This is a genomic window from Levilactobacillus mulengensis, assembly GCF_003946045.1.
Classification (GTDB): Bacteria; Bacillota; Bacilli; order Lactobacillales; family Lactobacillaceae; genus Levilactobacillus; species Levilactobacillus mulengensis.
Window position 1 is genome coordinate 274,871 of the sequence record NZ_RHNW01000003.1, and the last position, 16,479, is coordinate 291,349.

At 49.7% G+C, this 16,479-nt stretch carries 13 protein-coding genes; 4 read left to right on the forward strand and 9 right to left on the reverse strand.

The genetic code is table 11. From position 1 onward, the window contains the following. Positions 1-50 precede the first annotated feature (50 nt). Both EKM84_RS05150 and EKM84_RS05155 read left to right on the forward strand, forming a co-directional pair. The gene (locus EKM84_RS05150; RefSeq protein WP_225418146.1) at positions 51-536 is read left to right on the forward strand and encodes a sugar O-acetyltransferase; all 486 of its coding nucleotides are present in this window, start codon (positions 51-53) and stop codon (positions 534-536) included. A 12-nt stretch (positions 537-548) separates the two neighbouring features. After that, positions 549-1,220, forward strand: coding sequence for a putative quinol monooxygenase (locus EKM84_RS05155; RefSeq protein ID WP_164511320.1), 672 nt, complete (start codon positions 549-551; stop codon positions 1,218-1,220). 160 nt (positions 1,221-1,380) lie between these two features. Here the strand turns inward: EKM84_RS05155 and EKM84_RS05160 are convergent, their stop codons facing one another. From EKM84_RS05160 to EKM84_RS05180, 6 genes are all read right to left on the reverse strand, one after another. Continuing rightward, positions 1,381-3,132 carry a hypothetical protein gene (locus EKM84_RS05160; protein WP_125764347.1) on the reverse strand — a complete coding sequence of 584 codons (1,752 nt, stop codon included), beginning with the start codon at positions 3,130-3,132 and terminating at the stop codon, positions 1,381-1,383. A 145-nt stretch (positions 3,133-3,277) separates the two neighbouring features. After that, entirely contained in the window at positions 3,278-5,299 is a 2,022-nt protein-coding gene (locus EKM84_RS05165; RefSeq protein ID WP_125764349.1) for a hypothetical protein, read from the reverse strand. Positions 5,300-5,518: 219 nt separating this feature from the next. Beyond that, positions 5,519-6,244, reverse strand: a complete 726-nt coding sequence (locus tag EKM84_RS05170) for a hypothetical protein (RefSeq protein WP_125764351.1) — start codon at positions 6,242-6,244, stop codon at positions 5,519-5,521. Between the two features lie 327 nt (positions 6,245-6,571). Continuing rightward, on the reverse strand, positions 6,572-6,820 hold the full coding sequence (locus tag EKM84_RS05175; RefSeq protein ID WP_125764353.1) for a hypothetical protein: 249 nt from the start codon (positions 6,818-6,820) through the stop codon (positions 6,572-6,574). A gap of 263 nt (positions 6,821-7,083) precedes the next feature. Continuing rightward, positions 7,084-7,290 carry a hypothetical protein gene (locus tag EKM84_RS14145; RefSeq protein WP_164511321.1) on the reverse strand — a complete coding sequence of 69 codons (207 nt, stop codon included), beginning with the start codon at positions 7,288-7,290 and terminating at the stop codon, positions 7,084-7,086. Between the two features lie 357 nt (positions 7,291-7,647). Then, positions 7,648-8,181: a L,D-transpeptidase gene (locus tag EKM84_RS05180; RefSeq protein ID WP_125764355.1), complete on the reverse strand. Its 534-nt coding sequence runs from the start codon at positions 8,179-8,181 to the stop codon at positions 7,648-7,650. Positions 8,182-8,567: 386 nt separating this feature from the next. Here EKM84_RS05180 and EKM84_RS05185 point away from each other — a divergent pair, with 386 nt between their 5' ends. Beyond that, a complete protein-coding gene (locus tag EKM84_RS05185) occupies positions 8,568-9,065 on the forward strand; it encodes a type III toxin-antitoxin system ToxN/AbiQ family toxin (protein ID WP_125764357.1) in 498 nt (165 codons plus the stop codon). A gap of 499 nt (positions 9,066-9,564) precedes the next feature. Here the strand turns inward: EKM84_RS05185 and EKM84_RS05190 are convergent, their stop codons facing one another. From EKM84_RS05190 to add, 3 genes are all read right to left on the reverse strand, one after another. Further along, the gene (locus EKM84_RS05190; RefSeq protein WP_125764358.1) at positions 9,565-10,419 is read right to left on the reverse strand and encodes a polysaccharide deacetylase family protein; all 855 of its coding nucleotides are present in this window, start codon (positions 10,417-10,419) and stop codon (positions 9,565-9,567) included. 63 nt (positions 10,420-10,482) lie between these two features. After that, positions 10,483-11,307 (reverse strand): phage integrase N-terminal SAM-like domain-containing protein, encoded by an 825-nt coding sequence (locus EKM84_RS05195; protein ID WP_125764360.1) that lies wholly within the window; start codon positions 11,305-11,307, stop codon positions 10,483-10,485. Positions 11,308-11,983: 676 nt separating this feature from the next. Next, on the reverse strand, positions 11,984-13,021 hold the full coding sequence (add, locus tag EKM84_RS05200; protein WP_125764362.1) for an adenosine deaminase: 1,038 nt from the start codon (positions 13,019-13,021) through the stop codon (positions 11,984-11,986). A gap of 985 nt (positions 13,022-14,006) precedes the next feature. Here add and EKM84_RS05205 point away from each other — a divergent pair. Continuing rightward, positions 14,007-15,950, forward strand: coding sequence for an acyltransferase family protein (locus tag EKM84_RS05205; RefSeq protein WP_125764364.1), 1,944 nt, complete (start codon positions 14,007-14,009; stop codon positions 15,948-15,950). Positions 15,951-16,479 lie beyond the last annotated feature (529 nt).

Below are 16,479 nucleotides of genomic sequence, written 5' to 3' on the forward strand. Positions count from 1 at the left end.
CGGGACCCGGAGCTGCAAAAGATGATTGCGCAGGGGAAAAATGGTTAACGGTGATCAATACGACACAGGACGTTGAGCAGCGTTCCGCGGCGATTCAGCAGTTGTTCGGCCAGGTCGGTCAGCGTCTGACCATTAACAGAACGTTTAGCGCCGTCTATGGTGCCCACATTGAGGTCGGTGACGATGTCTTTATCAACGGAAATTGTACCTTTCAGGACTCCAACCGAATTACGCTGGGCAACCGCGTCATCATTGCACCGGATGTGAAATTATACTGTGGCGCGCACTCACTGGACGCAACGCAACGGTTTGGCACGCGACCAGATGGTAGTCGCTACCTGATTACCACGACTAAACCCATTTCCATTGGGGATGACGTCTGGATCGGCGGCAACGTGACCATCATTGGTGGCGTCCACATTGGCAATAACATCGTGGTCGGTGCCGGGGCGGTCGTGACCAAGGACGTTCCGGATAACACGGTCGTTGCGGGGGTGCCGGCACGGGTCATCAAGCCGTTGGCACCGCTAGATTAGAGGATGGCTATGATGGATTCAAAACAAAGTGGGCCACTCTTTCGGCTGTTCAAGTTGAAGATTACCGCCGACCAACGAGCTAATTTTCTCGCGGCTGGCCGGCACAACCTGTTGACGTCGATTGCTGACGAACCGGGGACGCTTGCCATGTACGCCACGCATGTGGATGAGGCGGGGACGGAAAACCGTGTCGTTGAAGTCTATCGTGATACGACAGGTTATGACGTGCACGCGAATTCACCGCAGTTCGCGGCGTTCAGGGCGGTCGCCAAACAGGCCGTTGTGCAGCAAGAAGTCGTGAGCTTAACGCCGGTCTTACTGCTGGAACAGCCGCAACCTCTGCAGGTCAGCGCAAACGCTAGCCAAGTCGTGCGGTTGCTGGAAGTGACCGTTAAGCCGGGCCAAGCAGCGGCTTACCGGCAAGTGATCATGCACGCCATGCAGGACGTTTTGGCGACGGAGCCGGGGACGCTGACGTTAAAAATTGGCTACGCGACATCCGCGCCGCAGAAATGGGTCATCTTCGCGGTCTTTCAGGATGCAGCGGCCGAACAAAAGCACAGTCAGTCGGCGACCTTCAAGCAGTATCAGGCTGACAGTCAGCCGCTGGTTGCCCAGGTTGCGTCAACGCGGCTGTTTAGTGACACGCTGGTTCAGCAGGGTGGCTTGGTGTTTAAGGATTAAGTCGTTAATAGATACAATTAATGGGGCATCACCTGAGTTGAGTGGGTGGTGCCTTTTTTGGTAAAAAAATGACACTTTCCAGTAAGCGGAGAGTGTCATTTCAGTTGAGAGATGAAAATTATTCGATTAGTAATCGATTGGATTGGGTGTACGCTACGGTTTACTTAAACGATTCATTCGTAAACGACTGCACAGCCCCAGTCTTGGCCTGTTTATTCACGTTGGCGGTCATCTTAACCTTGTCGCCAGACTCTAAGAGTGCGGCCCTTGGATAGTCGCCGGTACCGACTGACCAGAGCACGTCGTTATCCTTTAAGGCAAAGAGAACGCTTTGAGTACTCCCGTTAGGAACGATGGCGACTCGGGAAACGGTCCCGTTGACCTTGGTCAGCTTGGTGGCGGTGGAACTGGCCGTGGAGCCGGCCGCCGCTAGTTGCACACGGTACTGGTCCAGCGCCTGGGCCGCCGTGGTGGCGTAGGCCTTGACGCTCTGGTCGGCCGCCTTGATGTAGGCGTAACTCCGGAAGGCCCCGGTGGAGTCTAGCAGGGAAACGACCCAGGTCGGCGTGCCGTCGATGTTGTACATAATTGGCATCGTGGCCGACCATTTCTGAGCGACATATTCCTTTTCCGCAATCTTTTTGGCCCCATCACTGTCCATGACCCCGATATTTTTACCGGTGTAGTAGGTCAGGGTCCCGGTCCGCGCGTTGATCATGGAGTAACCCATGGTCGAGTCGGCGCTGGTCTTGGGCGAGGTGAAGTCGTTGAAGTAGGAAATATTGCCGTGCTTATCGGCGACGGGGGTGACACCATCCTCGGTCCCGTTGCTGTTGGGGAGCTTAACGCCAGTCTTGTTGAAGTAGGCGTTGAAGAACCCGTTGCCGTAACGCCCGAAAATCTGGTTCATTTCCGCGGCGGTCGAGGAGGCAATCGATTCGTTGATAAATGCGGGTGCACCAGCCGCCGTGTAGAGGTGGGTGGCACCGGTCTTGGCGTTTAGCACGACCACGTGGAGGCTGCGGTAGTTGATCCGCCGGGAGACACCGCGGGCCTTGTAGACGGTTTGGATGAAGAAGGGTTCACCCTGGTCATTGACCTCGAGTTGGGGTTGGCCTTCCTGAACCCAGCTGGGGAAGCGGTTGTAAATGACCCGTTGCGCGTCGTCGAAGAGGTAGGCGCTCGGGGTGTATTTCATGGATTGCTTAACGAAGTGGGGTTCGGCGTTGACGTTGGTAGCGTCGATGATGAAGTAGCCCGGCGTGTTGCGGGCCCGTTGCCAGCGCCAGAAACCATCGAACTCGACCGGCGCGATGTAGACGGTCTTGCCCTTGACGACTTGCGTCTGCAGGTCGCCCAGCTTGTAGTAGGAGGTGTTGGGCACGGTGCTCATCGCCTTGTTCATCTTGTTGCGGACGGTCTTGGGCGAAATGGCGATTGGCGTGGCGTCCTTGTCCAGCAGAGGCGCCGTTTTCACCGTCTTGATGCGCAGAGAATTGTAGACGGCCTTGACGCCAAAGCGGGTTTGTAAGGACCCGAACAGGCCCAGGACCACTAACACAGCCAGTACACCGGTGGCTAGTTTCGTGCCAAAATTGATGCGCGGCAGGCGAAAATTAAAATTCTGTTCAAAAAGATTGCGCGGGCGTTTGGCCTTCCGCTCGACTTCCACCTTGGCCTGGGGACTGCTGATGAGCAACAGGGGCAGGTAGAGGATGCCGTAGATCAGGTTCATGCCGATCAGGCTGGCGGGCGTCTTGCTGGGCAGCGAGCTGAAGACGATGCCCAGCGCGACCAGATAAAAAATCACGTAGGTGATGACCAGTAACTGCCAGCGGTTGGGCCGCTGAATGCAGGCGAGAATGGTCATGCCCAGCGCGGTCAGGGTGCCAAATAATGCGACTAAAAGCATAGATAAACTCCTTTGTGAGTGACTGTGAGGTGGGGCAATTACCTCTAGTTTACCGTAGTTAGGGGGTGGGGGATAGGGGAACGAGTTGGATTGTGGGGATGAAGGGATCATTGAAGCGGAGCGGGGTGCCGTGAATACCCCAAACTCAAGTCAAACGCAGCTTCCGTGTTGATCCTGAAGAATTATTGGTTTTGTAGAACTCACCCTTATTACTGTCGGCTTTGATTAAATCACCATCAGGGTCGGTTGAATCGGTGTAAGGGTTAGGGTCGGTGCCTTGCTTAGCGTGGCCAACTTGGTGGTACCACTTAGTTCTGTAGTACCAGTAGTGGATTTGTTTAACATCACCGTTTGGATAATCATCATGGTCGTAAGCTTTATAGGTGTAATATTGTGTTTTACCTTTTGAGTCGGTATAACTACCGGTTCTAGTTACATAAACAGGCTTAATCTTAATTCTTTCAGAAGTCCACTTCATTTCTGAAGGAGTGGCATATTTACCATTTGTCTTACTATGGACCAGCTTGTATAACTTACCATTATCTGGTGCAGTTACTTCTGAAGGAGGTGTAATCGTCTTTTGACCTGATGTCACGCCTGAACGATAAACTTGTAGTGGTGTAAACAAGGTATAACCCTTGGCAACGGCATGGTCATGATGGTCAAAATCAATGAAATACCCCTTGATTTGTTCGTTCTTCAATGTCCACTTTGCTGTGTTGGATTTTTTAGTCTGCCACTTAGATTTTGTGATTTTACGACGCGATGTGACATGGTTGTTGAAACTGGTGTGAGACATCGCTTGAGACTTCGTAGTTGATGAAATGACGTAGAAGTTATAAGTATGGGTTGTCTTATAAACATTCTTGGTTGCCTTGAATGTGACTTTTCTACCTGAAACTGATTTGGACCAACCTGAGGGTGCCGTAGCTGATGAAATTGAAGTTCCACCCGGTAAAGTATCTGTGATGGTATACCCTTTACCAGAAAATTTAGCTTTCTTAGTCTTCTGTACAATCTTCCAGGCAAAAGTCTTCTCGTAATTAAGAAGAGCTGACTTGGTTGCCTTGTAAGTCTTCATATTACCGGATTGAGGGCCGACGTACTTCTTGGGAGCGGGCTGCTTAGGAGCTTTCTTTTGGGGTAGCTTCATACCGCTAATATCAAGTAAATCGGTTTGTGGCGCATGGCCACGCCAACTAATCCCAATTGATGATGTTTTATATACAGCTAATGCTGAGTTTTTAGTTCTTGGACCATCAAAGTCGGTGTAGGCTTTATCAGCAAAGTAACTCTTAGGAAATGATGAATCATCTTTTAATTTCAATACCCCCCATTTACCAAATTCACGGTCAATGTTTGATTTACCGGCTTTTGTTGTGTAGTTACCTACTTGAACTGGAGTATCGTAAGTCATAACACGTTGACCTAAACTATAGTATCTATGACCCCCAGTTCTCATAAATGCTGGTTCCATTTCCATGTAACCCAACCCAATTGTATGGTCGGCATCTGCTTTAACATTTGTATTAGTACCATGATTAACAATTCTTATGGTTAGGTCAGCTTTTGAGGGTAGATTATTCATAGGGACACTATGAGTTGTTTTATTAACGTATGCTTTTGCTCCATGATTTGCTACTTTGGGAGTGGCAAACCCAAATTTATTGTTCATAAATACAACTGCTTGATTTTTATATGAAACATGAGTTCCAGTAACTGTATCTTTTAACTTCTCACCTGCAAATCCCTTCATTTGGATAATCATATCGACTTTCTTACCTCGGAAAGTACCGACATATGTATAACGAATTGCGGGATTACTGCTTAGCCGATAGAAAGTGCCTTGGTTTCCGTTAGCACTAAAACTAGGACCACCATCATATGACGTAGCCATCTCTTTACCACGAATCAACTTGGCTTTTGTTTTCTTTGTCCATACTGGATTAAAATAGGGTGCAGGTGATTTTGTAAAATCAATGTTCTTTTCACTTCGCTTTGCATACCCATCTTTAGCTAACTCAGAGTAATAAGTTGTATAACTTGGTCCACCTTTTGTAGCTATACTATAAGAGCTAGCTTTGGCTCTGGTCGGTTGTGTCAACGTCATACCGCCCGCACCTAATGCTACTACTGCTGCAGCTAATACTGGTATTTTTAGTGACATGTTAAAACCTCTCTTCTTTCTTTTATTTTTATAACAAAATTTCTATCGGTGACTCTCAAGTTCGTTGGCCATTGGTCTAATACCCCTAACAGTTCGATATGAAAACCCATTAATGTACACTATGTAATCTGGATGATACTGGGATTGTACAAAAAAGAGTCCGTAATAACCTACGGACTCTTAGGGAGTTAACTATTCGATTGTGGTATCAATTAATTGTTACTTGTAAGCTTTGACGGCTACCTTCTTTGAAGTTGAAAGGAGATGGAATGTGTAGACAATCTTGCCATGCTTCTTAATGACCTTACCATGCTTCATGTTCTTGGTGTAATACCCAGCCTTGGCCCAAGTATGCTTGGCTTTGGGTGCCTTGATAGTTGCCTTGAAGTTGTTGTGCTTGTTGAGACGTACGTACTTGTAGCCCTTGTAGGTAGTAATACGGGCCCATTTTGCGTGATGTTTTGCTGCTAATGACTTAGTGCTGACCTTAATGGTACCGCTCACCTTAACATATTTGTTGGACTTTGTTTTCTTTGAGGTTAACTTAGAAACTTTGTAGGCATACTTCTTTACTGACTTCTTCTTATTGACCTTCTTCGCCGGTTTAACCTTTTCACCAGCTGCTTTCTTTGCTGCAGTTGTAGCACTCTTATTTACAGAACCATATACTGCTTTTTCAGCTCGCGCTTGTGCTGCTTGTTCTTGTTTCTTGTTAGCTGCAATCTCTTTCTTTTCTTTAGGCGACATAGAATTATTAACAGCAGCAAACATTTCTTTCTCAGTTTTATAGGTTTTACCGTTATACTTATAACCACCAGAAGCTGCTGCGGTTACGTCGCCATTGGAACCAGTAAACGTTGGAACAACTAGTGCTAAGCCTAACGTTGCGGATGCTACCATAACTGACATAATTAACTTGTGTTTCATTGATTTATTCTTAAACATTTTAAATCATCCTCTCGAATTTTGATTCATTATCAAATTTAATTTTGTTTTGATTGTTTGATTCATTGGTTCGTTGCTCCGCTTGAGGTGGTTCTCTTTTAGCAACAAAGTAATCATACCGGGTGTTGGTTCTGTTGCAAACCCATTGTTGATTAGTTATGTAGTAAAGATAGTCATGAACGTGATGGTGTTCGTGAAAACTTTACATGTGACTGACTTGGAGTGGGTGACGCAGTGCATAGGTGCGACAGTTGGAAATGATGCTTGTGCTGGTGCTGAGGAACGGACGCGCAGGTCGTGTAATACCCCTGACTTCGGATAGGTGAGTTAAATCACGACATCTTTCACTTGCAAACTATCGGTTTCGTCAATAGCTAACTCATCATTCTTTAATTCGATATCGGATTGTGGGTCGTTATCGTTAGGTAACTCTTCTCGCTCGTTTGTCGCAAACGAATCTGTTAGGTCCTCGACCGTCAAGTTGAAGTCATTGTCATGGCCCAAAAGGTTTAACAGAAGACGCTTACGGTTGTGATTTGGGTCATGCCCAAAGAGGGTCGTGACTAACTCGTTCACCGTTTGTGTCGTCGGGTCAAACTTGATTTGGACTAGGTTCTTTCGGTGGGTGTAGATTGGATTGACTGTGGTACGCGGGAGATCATTAAGATTAATTGCTCAGATTGAACGATTGTAAAAAACAAATTAACTTTTAGTTAAGCACAAGATCAAGATATTCGTCTTCTGAGAGCGAAAATTAAGGAAGATTAGCTAATCTAATAGATGTATTTAACGATAATGTCTATTATCTAAAAATTAGGGCCCGCAGATTGCTAAAATTCTTAATTCAAATCGTCATGCAAATGAGGATCCGCCAGATACTGGGCGGCATGGGATAAATCAGGGTAGATAAATGCCTGATTGATGCCAATCGTATCCAGATCCTGTAGCAATTGCGCTTTCTTCTCGCCTGGAATCCTGATTTTTAACCGAATCAGCTGTTTAATCTTATCTCGCACGGTTGCTGGTTTTGAGAGAAGTATCGGCATTAAGAAGGCCCCAGACTGGTTACAAATCCGCTTATCGACAGTGGGGGATGAAGCGAAGACGACTTCCTGCAATTGATCTAGGTTTGGAACTCGGCCAACTACCGGTGAGTCCAACTCAATGTTGGGATAAAGATTTTCGAGCTCAAATGAATCTCAAAGTTGTTGTATTGCGTGCACAACTCCCTTCGATGATGGGACGCGAGCGTGTCCTATCAGTAATTTTAGACTAGAATAAGTTCAGTATACCATATTATAATGCGGTTAAAGGTGCGTCCGTCGTCGCAAAACAGAATTCAAAAATAAAAGAGTTTAGCCAGTGTGAAGCGTCAAAGTGGCTAAACTCTTTTGGTTTGGTTATTAGCGAATGACAACCTTCATCCCAGCTGGCACATGACGATAGATCCAGTGGGCGTCGGCAACGCTTAGACGCACGCAGCCGTGACTGGCGCGTTTGCCTAGCTTGTGGGCCTCACTGATGACGTACTTGCCGTGCACGTTGACGGGAACGGAGTGGAACAGGTAGGTCCCCCAGTCCTTGAAGGACGTCCAGTAGTTGGCGCCTTCCTTAGAACTGGCGTTGTAGAAGTGCTTGCCGCGGTTTTGAATGTGAAAGGTGCCGGTCGGGGTTGGGGATGATTTCTTCCCAGTCGAACAGACCATAGTGTAGAGCACCCGGTGCTTGCTGGTCTTCACGTAGACGCGTTGCTTGGCGATGGCGACCTTGAGATAGGCGTGCTTATATTTCTTCAGATTGGGGTACGCCTTGCTCTCGGATGGCTGTTTCCAGCTGGGAGTGGTGCTGGCCGTGGCAGTAACCGCGTTGACCCCAACGCCACCCAGCAGACCCACGATGGTCAAGAGGGTCGTGATGATGATCTTTACACGTTTCAAATGGAATTCCTCCTTGTAGAATACATTATCATTCTATTAGGAGGTGACAAACCTGTCAATGCGACAAAATAAAAAGTCTGACAACTATTTTCGTGATGAATGGGTGAAAGAGTGATGGATAAGAGAAAATATAAATTAAAAAATAACGGTTAGAATAGTTTACTTTGATCGCCTTTTCCTGTATCTTAAGCAGTGAAGTATCGTTTAGCAGTAAACGATAAAAATGGTGAGTTGCTACCGTAAGTGCAAGCGATAAAAATGGTGAGTTGCTACCGTAAGTGCAAGCGATAAAAATGGTGATCCGCTACCGTAAGTGCGGCCGTTAAAAACGAGGCTGACTGTCAGTCTCGTTTTTTCTTTTTGTCATTCTTTTGGGGGAGATTGTCATGATTTTAGTTTACATAGAGGATAGATATATAACTTATTTAAGGCAATTTGATCATCGAGTATTGCTGAATAAGAGCCATAGACCATATATTGGTATTATTCTCAAAGCGGGAAAAATGAATTATTTTGCACCATTGGTAACCGCTAAGCCAGGAAAAAAGATTAATAAACGATTGGCAATGAACATTTGGGATAACATAGAACAAGATCCGTTGCCACTGAGTTATTTGTCATTTAATAATATGATTCCAGTTATAGAAAGTGTTTGGCGGCCGGTTGATATGGCTGAGTTAGAGTGTGAAGACGTTCAGAAGTTTAAGCTTTTAATTAAAGAAATTAGTTATATTCGGCCGCGAGAATCAGACGTGTTGAAAAAAGCTGCGAGTGTTTATAATAAGCAAGCAGTAGTAGGGATACCGTTTTTTCACCAAATGTGTATTGATTTTAAACTTCTAGAAAGAAAATCGTTAGAATTCGGAATGCATAGAGATATTTAAACATGAAAAATGGGCTTGGGAAAATTCCTAAGTCCATTTTTTGTATAAATCATTTTTATTTTACCCACGAAACATGAAAATCCCCCGAACAATCTCGGCACCAATCAAAACAATCATTGCGGACCAGGTTAATAATGTGGCTAAGCTCCCCATAATGTTGACCTCCTTGTGCACGTTTTAACTAATTTCATTGTACGCCGAAGCGGTAAAACTGACAATGGGTACGCTTACATTTTCTCAAACATCTGAACGGATAGTCGAAACCCATTCGGAAAGAACGCGCATTTAGAAAAATCAGTGATTCAGGTAAGTGACCAGAGGTGGGCCAAAGTGACCAGCTGTGTCGATGGTCTTAGCTGAGTGTTTTTCTCAGCTTAGCCCATGGGACGACCTTTGAGACCGTACTTTGGCTCAAAGTCGAGGTGGAAGCCCGCCCCTAAGGCTGGAACCGACCCCACAGCAGGGCACTTTGAGCCCACCGCCGGGAACGGAAAGTTTTCTAAGAGTTCGTGACCCGAATCAGATCAGCGAACGTGGCCGTCGTCATGCCCGGCGTGATCCGCAGTCGTGATAGGTTGTAGCGACCCTCGGACATCTGGGCGAATCCCTCCTGGGTGGTCAGCGCAAGCTTATAGCCTGCCTGCTTAGCCAAACGGTGCGTCGTCTTGTTGGCGCGACCAGCCGGGTAACACAGCATCTGCGTATTCTGATTGAGCTCACGGTCGAGCCAGCGCTTGGAATTTACCAGCTCCTGCCGCTGTTGCGCGGTTGACAGGGCGTTCAGGTTCAGGTGTTGAACCGTGTGGCTGGCAAAGTCCACGCGGCCGGTCGTCTTGAGCGCCTTCATTTGCGCCAGGGACAGGTGGTTGGCCTTGTGGGTGAAGCCCGTGATGGCGTTGATGGTCACGTGTTGATGGTACTTTTTCAACGTCGGCAAAATTTTCTGATTGTCCTTGTAGGCGTCGTCCAGCGTGATCCAGACGACCTTTTTTTGCGGCACGGTATTCGTGGTCAACGCGCGAATGGCCTGGGCCGTGGTCAGCGTTTCGTAGTGGTGCTTTTCCAAATAGGTCAGCTCCGCCACGACCTGTTTCTTGGGCACCCGCAGCTGGTTGCCGGTCGCCACGCTATGGTACATCAGGATCGGCAATTTCAAGGGATGCTTGAGCTTGAGGCAGGGCGCAGGCTTTTTTGCCGTGACCTCGGTTGCGGAAACATCTTCCTGGGGCACCCGGTTGTGCGTCGCCGGGGCCGTTTGAACGTTTGTCTTGCGGAGCTGGGTGAGCGTGACCGTCCCCAAAATTACGGCCACTAGCGCCAGACAGCTCCCCAACAGCCACCATTTCTTTTTCATCAGTGATTCCCCCAAAAGTCTAGTCTTACCTCTATTATAAATAGTTTAATGAAAAAATCTGGCCTAATCAGCCCGTTGGCTCAATCGCCGGTAATAATCGATGGAGTCCGGTGGCAGGTTCAACGCCGCGGTGACCTCTCTGTCGGTCTTTTGCGGGTGGCGGCGGAGATAGTTAACTAAGTAACCTTGATAGAGGACGGTGGGGCTGAGGGCAAAGCCAATGACCGCTTCGTCCGGTTTCAAATACTTGTGGAGACCGGGCAACGTCAAATGCGGGTCGGCCGCGGCCCGTTGCTTGAGAAACCAGTCATCGCAAAGAAATCGCTGTTGGAGTGGGTCGATGAAGTCCCGAAAGGTCTTGAGAAAGGGCTGCACGGCGGCTGGCCAATCGTGGGTATCAATTTTCTCCGTCACGCCGGGCTTGAGAAAGCTTTGCACGGGATAGCCCTGCGACACCAGCAGAAGGGTCAGGCGCGTGTAAATGTGGAGCCGCTCATCGGCGAGGTAGTCGGTCAGATCGTCGACCCAGCGGTAATTGACCGGTTGCGGCGCCTGCTTGGGCTTGCTTTTAAGGTCGAGCGTCGGCAGGTAGGGCGTCCAGCGGTGCGAGAACAAAAATTTGAAATAGATGTTCAGGTGAGACAACACCTTGTTGTAGGTCTGATTCTGAATCTGGCGGGCGGTGAGCAACATGCTGAGGTACTGCTCGACGTCCTGCGTTTGCAGGTCACGCACGCGGTGGGTCTTCTGATAAGTTGGGTTGAAATTCTCTAAGTAATGGAAGAAATCCTTCAGCGTGGTCGTGTACTCGTCGCGCGTGGCTTCGGCCATGGCCCGGTCGGTTAATAACCGGTTGAAGGCATCTTGGTAGGGGTATTCTTGCGGCATCCAACCGCCTCACTTTCTTTAAAAATAAATTGGGTTGTGATTGCGTTCCCGGCGGCGGGCTCAAACCGGCCTGCTATGGGGTCGACTCCAGCCCAAGGGCAGGCTTCCGTCTCAACTTTGAGCCTGAGGGGCGGTCTCAAAGGTTGCCCGTGGGCTAGGCTGGCACAGAACGCCAGCCAAGACCACCGACACAGCTGGCCAGTTTGGCCCGCCTCTGGTCACTCACAGCCGCGTTAATTTTGAAAGACGTAGTCGTGGGTGGCGGTGTGTTGGTGGTTGGGTGGTTAAATTTCACCGGCGGGTTCGAACCGACCAACTATGGGGTCGCTTCCAGCCTGAGGAGCGGGTTTTCAGCTCGACTTTGAGCCGAAGGGCGGTCTCAAAGGTTGCCCCGTGGGCTAGGCTGGCACGGAACGCCAGCCAAGGCCACCGACACAGCCGGGCAACTTGATCCGCCTCTGGTCACTCACGTTGTGTTAATTTTAAAGGCGTGGTCATGGGTGGCAGGTGTGTTGGCGGTTGGGTGGTCAAACTTCGACCGCCGGCTAAAAAATAATTACGTTAACTTAAGTATACCATTTAGCAGCTAACTACCCGTGGATTGACGCTTTTGACCCAATAGAAAGGGCCCGCCCAAATTTACCGGCGTGCCCTAATCATTTCATATCGTTAACACCTAAGCCGTAACGGTTTCTGCCGCCCGGACCTTGGCGCGGAGCTGTTCCTTTTGGTCTTCGGGGATGAAGGCGCCGTCGATGGCGTTTAGCGTGAGCCGTTCCAGTAGGGACCAGTTCAGGCCAAATTGCTCATGCATCTTCATGACTTCGCTCGTCAGCGTGACATCGGAGACGGTGCGGTCGTCGGTGTTCAAGGTGACCTTCAAGCCGGCACTGAGGAACTCTGCCAGTGGGAAGTTTTCGTAGCCGTCGATGGCCTTGGTCTGCACGTTGCTGGATGGGCACATTTCAATCGTGGCGCCCGCGCGCTTGGCCTGTTCGATGGTGGCTGGGAAGCCGCTCATGTGGACGCCGTGACCGATGCGCTTGGCGCCTAGCGTTAAGGAGACCGCCACGTTGTCGACGGGTCCCGCTTCGCCAGCGTGTAGCGTAAATGGCAAGCCCGTTTTGAGGCCGGCCTTGACTGCGGGGGCGATTTCCAAAGCGGGGTGATTGAATTCATCGCCGGCAAAGTCTAAGCCGACCACGCCCTGATCCTTGAATTTCGCCGCCGTCTGGAAGACGTCGATGCATTCGTCGAGTGGGCGATCACGCATGGCACAAACGATGGCGTTGACGGGGATGCCGAAATGTTTGGTGCCGGCATGCAGGCCGTCCAGTAAGGCCGCAATGACTTCCTCGACGGAAAGTCCCTTGGCCGTGGAAATTTGTGGGGCGAACCGGGCTTCTAAGTAGATGAGACCGTCTTTGGCGGCCGTTTCGACCATGTCGTAGCCGGCAATCTTCAGTTGTTCCGGCGTCTGCATCAGGTCGGTCACGATTTGAAATCGTTTCAGGTATTGGATGAGGCTGTCCGTTTCCAAGGGTGCCGTGGTCAAATCGTAAAGCGCGGCATCGTCGGCGGGCAGTTCGGCCCCGGTGACAGCGGCCATCTTCCGCAGGGCGGACAGAGAGAGTGAGCCATCGAGGTGGCAGTGCAATTCAACCTTGGGGTATTGTTGGACATTTTCTTTAGTAAAAGGTTTGACGTGGGACATTGCTGAACTCCTCCTTCAATATGTAGCGTGTTGCGCCATTCTGGGCTGAACCTTGGCGTTGGTTGGCGCCTTACCGGGCGGAAAAAATGAGATCGGAACGCTGTGGGCAGGACCGCCCAGAGCCAAAGGGCGGTCTCTGGACTCGCTTTGAACCGCCAAGACCGCGTTTCAAAGTCGCCATTTACGCTGCTAGCGCACCGTAAATCCCACGGCTGGACTCGTTTTTTCCGCCCTCACGGCTAACACTGGTTTAGCCCAGATGGCGTGTGGCTGATTGTTTTTAGTCAGTATCAAGTAAAATTTCAGCCAATAGCTTCCTTCCAGTATACCATGTAAGCGTTTAACTATCAGGGAAAATCTGGTCATCTTTGACTGATTCGTGAGGACGACTGTGGGTTCTTCTCAAAAAATCGTCAGTATTTGGCGCTAGTTTGCGGGCGGCCTGGACCGGTTGTTTCGCTGACTTAATTAATCCCCGCATCAACCAAAATAATTTTTGCGAGTGGCCGATGGCTGGGGTTCCCGTGACCGTTGGCTTGGGGACTGGGCTGACTTCCCCGCTGAATGATTAAGGGGTGCTATTTATTGGGTTTCGTGCTAGTATTTAGGCTTACCCAACTGTTTTGAGAACTCTTGGTTTGCGATTCTTGCGGGTGAGTTGACTGCTTTAACGCTAGCAACTTTACCCGTGAAAATGCTGATTAAGATGTCAAATTTTACATTTTTTTTAAATGGCGCAAAACCATTGTTTCCGCGGGGTAAACATTATATGATTAGTTTAATCAAAAAGGCTAATTTGGCGGGATGTTGACCGCCGATTCGGCCAGCTTGGCCAGCTGTTAGTTTGTTTGGCAAAGTAAATCACCATAAAATAAATCAATATCATAAATAACATTAGCAACTTAAACAACTTGGCGTACCACCATTCGGGGGAGTATGACCAGTCTTGGCAGTTACTGGTTTCAAAAGAGAAGGAGCAATTAAAATGGATCAATCTTACACGCGGCTTACGCGGGAGCTTATCCGCAACCGGCGCGCGGGCAAGCGGCGTTACATAACCGGATTCGACGGGATTCGGACACTAGCCGTTTTGGGGGTCATCATCTATCACCTGGCGCCATCGACGCTACAGGGGGGCTACTTAGGGGTTCCCATTTTCTTCGTAGTTTCTGGCTATTTAATTACTTATTTACTGATTCAGGAATGGGATTCAACCCACAGCATTGATATTTTAGGCTTTTACGGACGCCGGCTAAAACGGCTGTATCCCGCGTTAGTCACGATGTTACTGGGAACCACCGCCTATATCACGCTGTTCCAGCGGAGCCTGCTGGCCAATATTCGGGGGACCGTGCTGACCAACATGATCTACGGGTATAACTGGTTTGAAATTAAACACGGCCAGTCCTACTTCGACCGGTTCAGCGGCGAGTCGCCGTTCACCCATCTGTGGTCGCTGTCCATTGAAGGCCAATTCTATTTGATTTGGCCGTTCGTGGTGCTGGGACTTCTCTGGTTCCTGCGTAAACGGGCACGAGCAGCCGCCATTCTGTTTGGCATTGCCATCTGTTCAGCAATCGCGATGGCGGTGCTGTACGATCCTGCCAACACCAACCGGGTTTACTACGGGACGGACACGCGGATGTTTGCGATTCTGGTCGGGACCGCCATGGCCTTTCTGTGGCCAGCGCACAAGCTTAATGAAAATGTGACGACCGCCCACCGGGTCATTTTAGATGTGGCCGGGGGCCTGTCCTTACTGACTTTAGTTTACATGTTCTTTACCATGAACGGCCAAGCGGCTAGCACGTACCGGGGCGGCATGTTCTGGTTCACGGTGCTGTCCGGCATCCTGGTCGGGACGGTCGCTCATCCCGGCAGTGATTTGAACCGGGTGCTGACCAACCGCGCGTTCAGCTACATTGGCCAACGAAGCTACGGCATTTACCTGTACCAATTTCCCGTGATGATTTTCTACGAATCACGGATCAACATTGGGAATCATCCGCTGTTAAACTCGCTGATTGAAGTGGCCCTGATCATGCTGGTCACCGAGATCAGTTACCGCTGGATCGAAAATCCCATGCGGCACTACCACTACGGGCAAATCACCAATGATGTGGCGACTTACCTGCAACAGCCACGGGCGCACCGACTGGTCAACAGCCTGGGCGTCGTGGCGGCCTTACTGTTTGGCCTAACGGCGGTCGGCTTTGTCCAACAGCCAGCCGCAGCCAAGCCAACGGCCCTGCAACAGACGATTACGCAACGGTCCGCCGCTGCCAAGAAGAAGAACGAGGCGGCGGCCAAGAAGCAGAAGGCCTTAGCCAAGGCAGCTTCCAAACGTAAGCACGAAAAGGCCGTGGCGTTCTCCAAGATGTCCAAGGCCAACCAGAAGACGGCGAAGTACTACTTCTTAACGGCCGATGAGTTGATGACCAGTAAGCAAACGCCATTGACGGCGGTCGGGGATTCCGTGTTGCTGGATGACTCCGGTGACCTGCAGAAGGTCTTCCCCGGTGCCATCGTTGACGGGGCTGTGGGGCGTCAGGCCGATGCCATGCCAGGTATCATTAGCAGCTTGTCGCAACGGGGTCAGCTCGCCAAGAACGTGCTGGTCAACATTGGGACGAACGGGTACGTGACGCCAGCCCAGGCTGACCAAATCGTCCACGCCATTGGCCCGAACCGCCAAATTTTCTGGGTCACAGCCCACGTGCCAACGCGTGAATGGCAGAACTCCGTAAACAACCGGATCAACAAGACGGCGGACAAGTACAAGAACGTTCACGTGATTGACTGGTACACGACGGCGAAGGACCACAGTAGTTGGTTCGTTAGCGACCACGTGCACCCGAACGACCATGGGAATCGCTACTACACCTCCCTCATCGCCAAGACCATCACCAAGGTCACTAACGCCAAATAGTCTCTGGCAGCGCCTTACCGGGCGGTAAAAATGAGACCGGAACGCGGTGGGCAGGACGCCCAGAGCCAAAGGGCGGTCTCTGGACTTGCTTTGAGCCTCAAGAAGCGAGTCTCAAAGACACCATTTACGCTGCTAACGCATCGTAAATCCCACGGCTGGGCTCATTTTTACCGCCCTCACGGCTGAGAGTGGTTTTGGGGTTAGTGAGCTTGAACTGGGCGTTGGTTTTGATTCAGTTAACACAATATAAAATGACTTTTACAACAGGACAGTTTACCCATCTTTTTGGGTGAACGTCCTGTTTTGTTTTGGTCAGTTTTCACTGAAATTTTGTGCAGTGTGTGAGGTAATCTGGACTCGTTTTCAGGACAATTGCGTCGTCAAAAAACAGTGAAGTTACTGGGTGATGATGGGCCTTCAGTGATTGCCGAATGCCGATTTAACAGGGATTTGGCGCCTTTAATTTCCGCCACCTTTTAGCCCCTTAACGTTAGTTGGTTTAATTTACCGTTGGGGTCAGATTTTTACA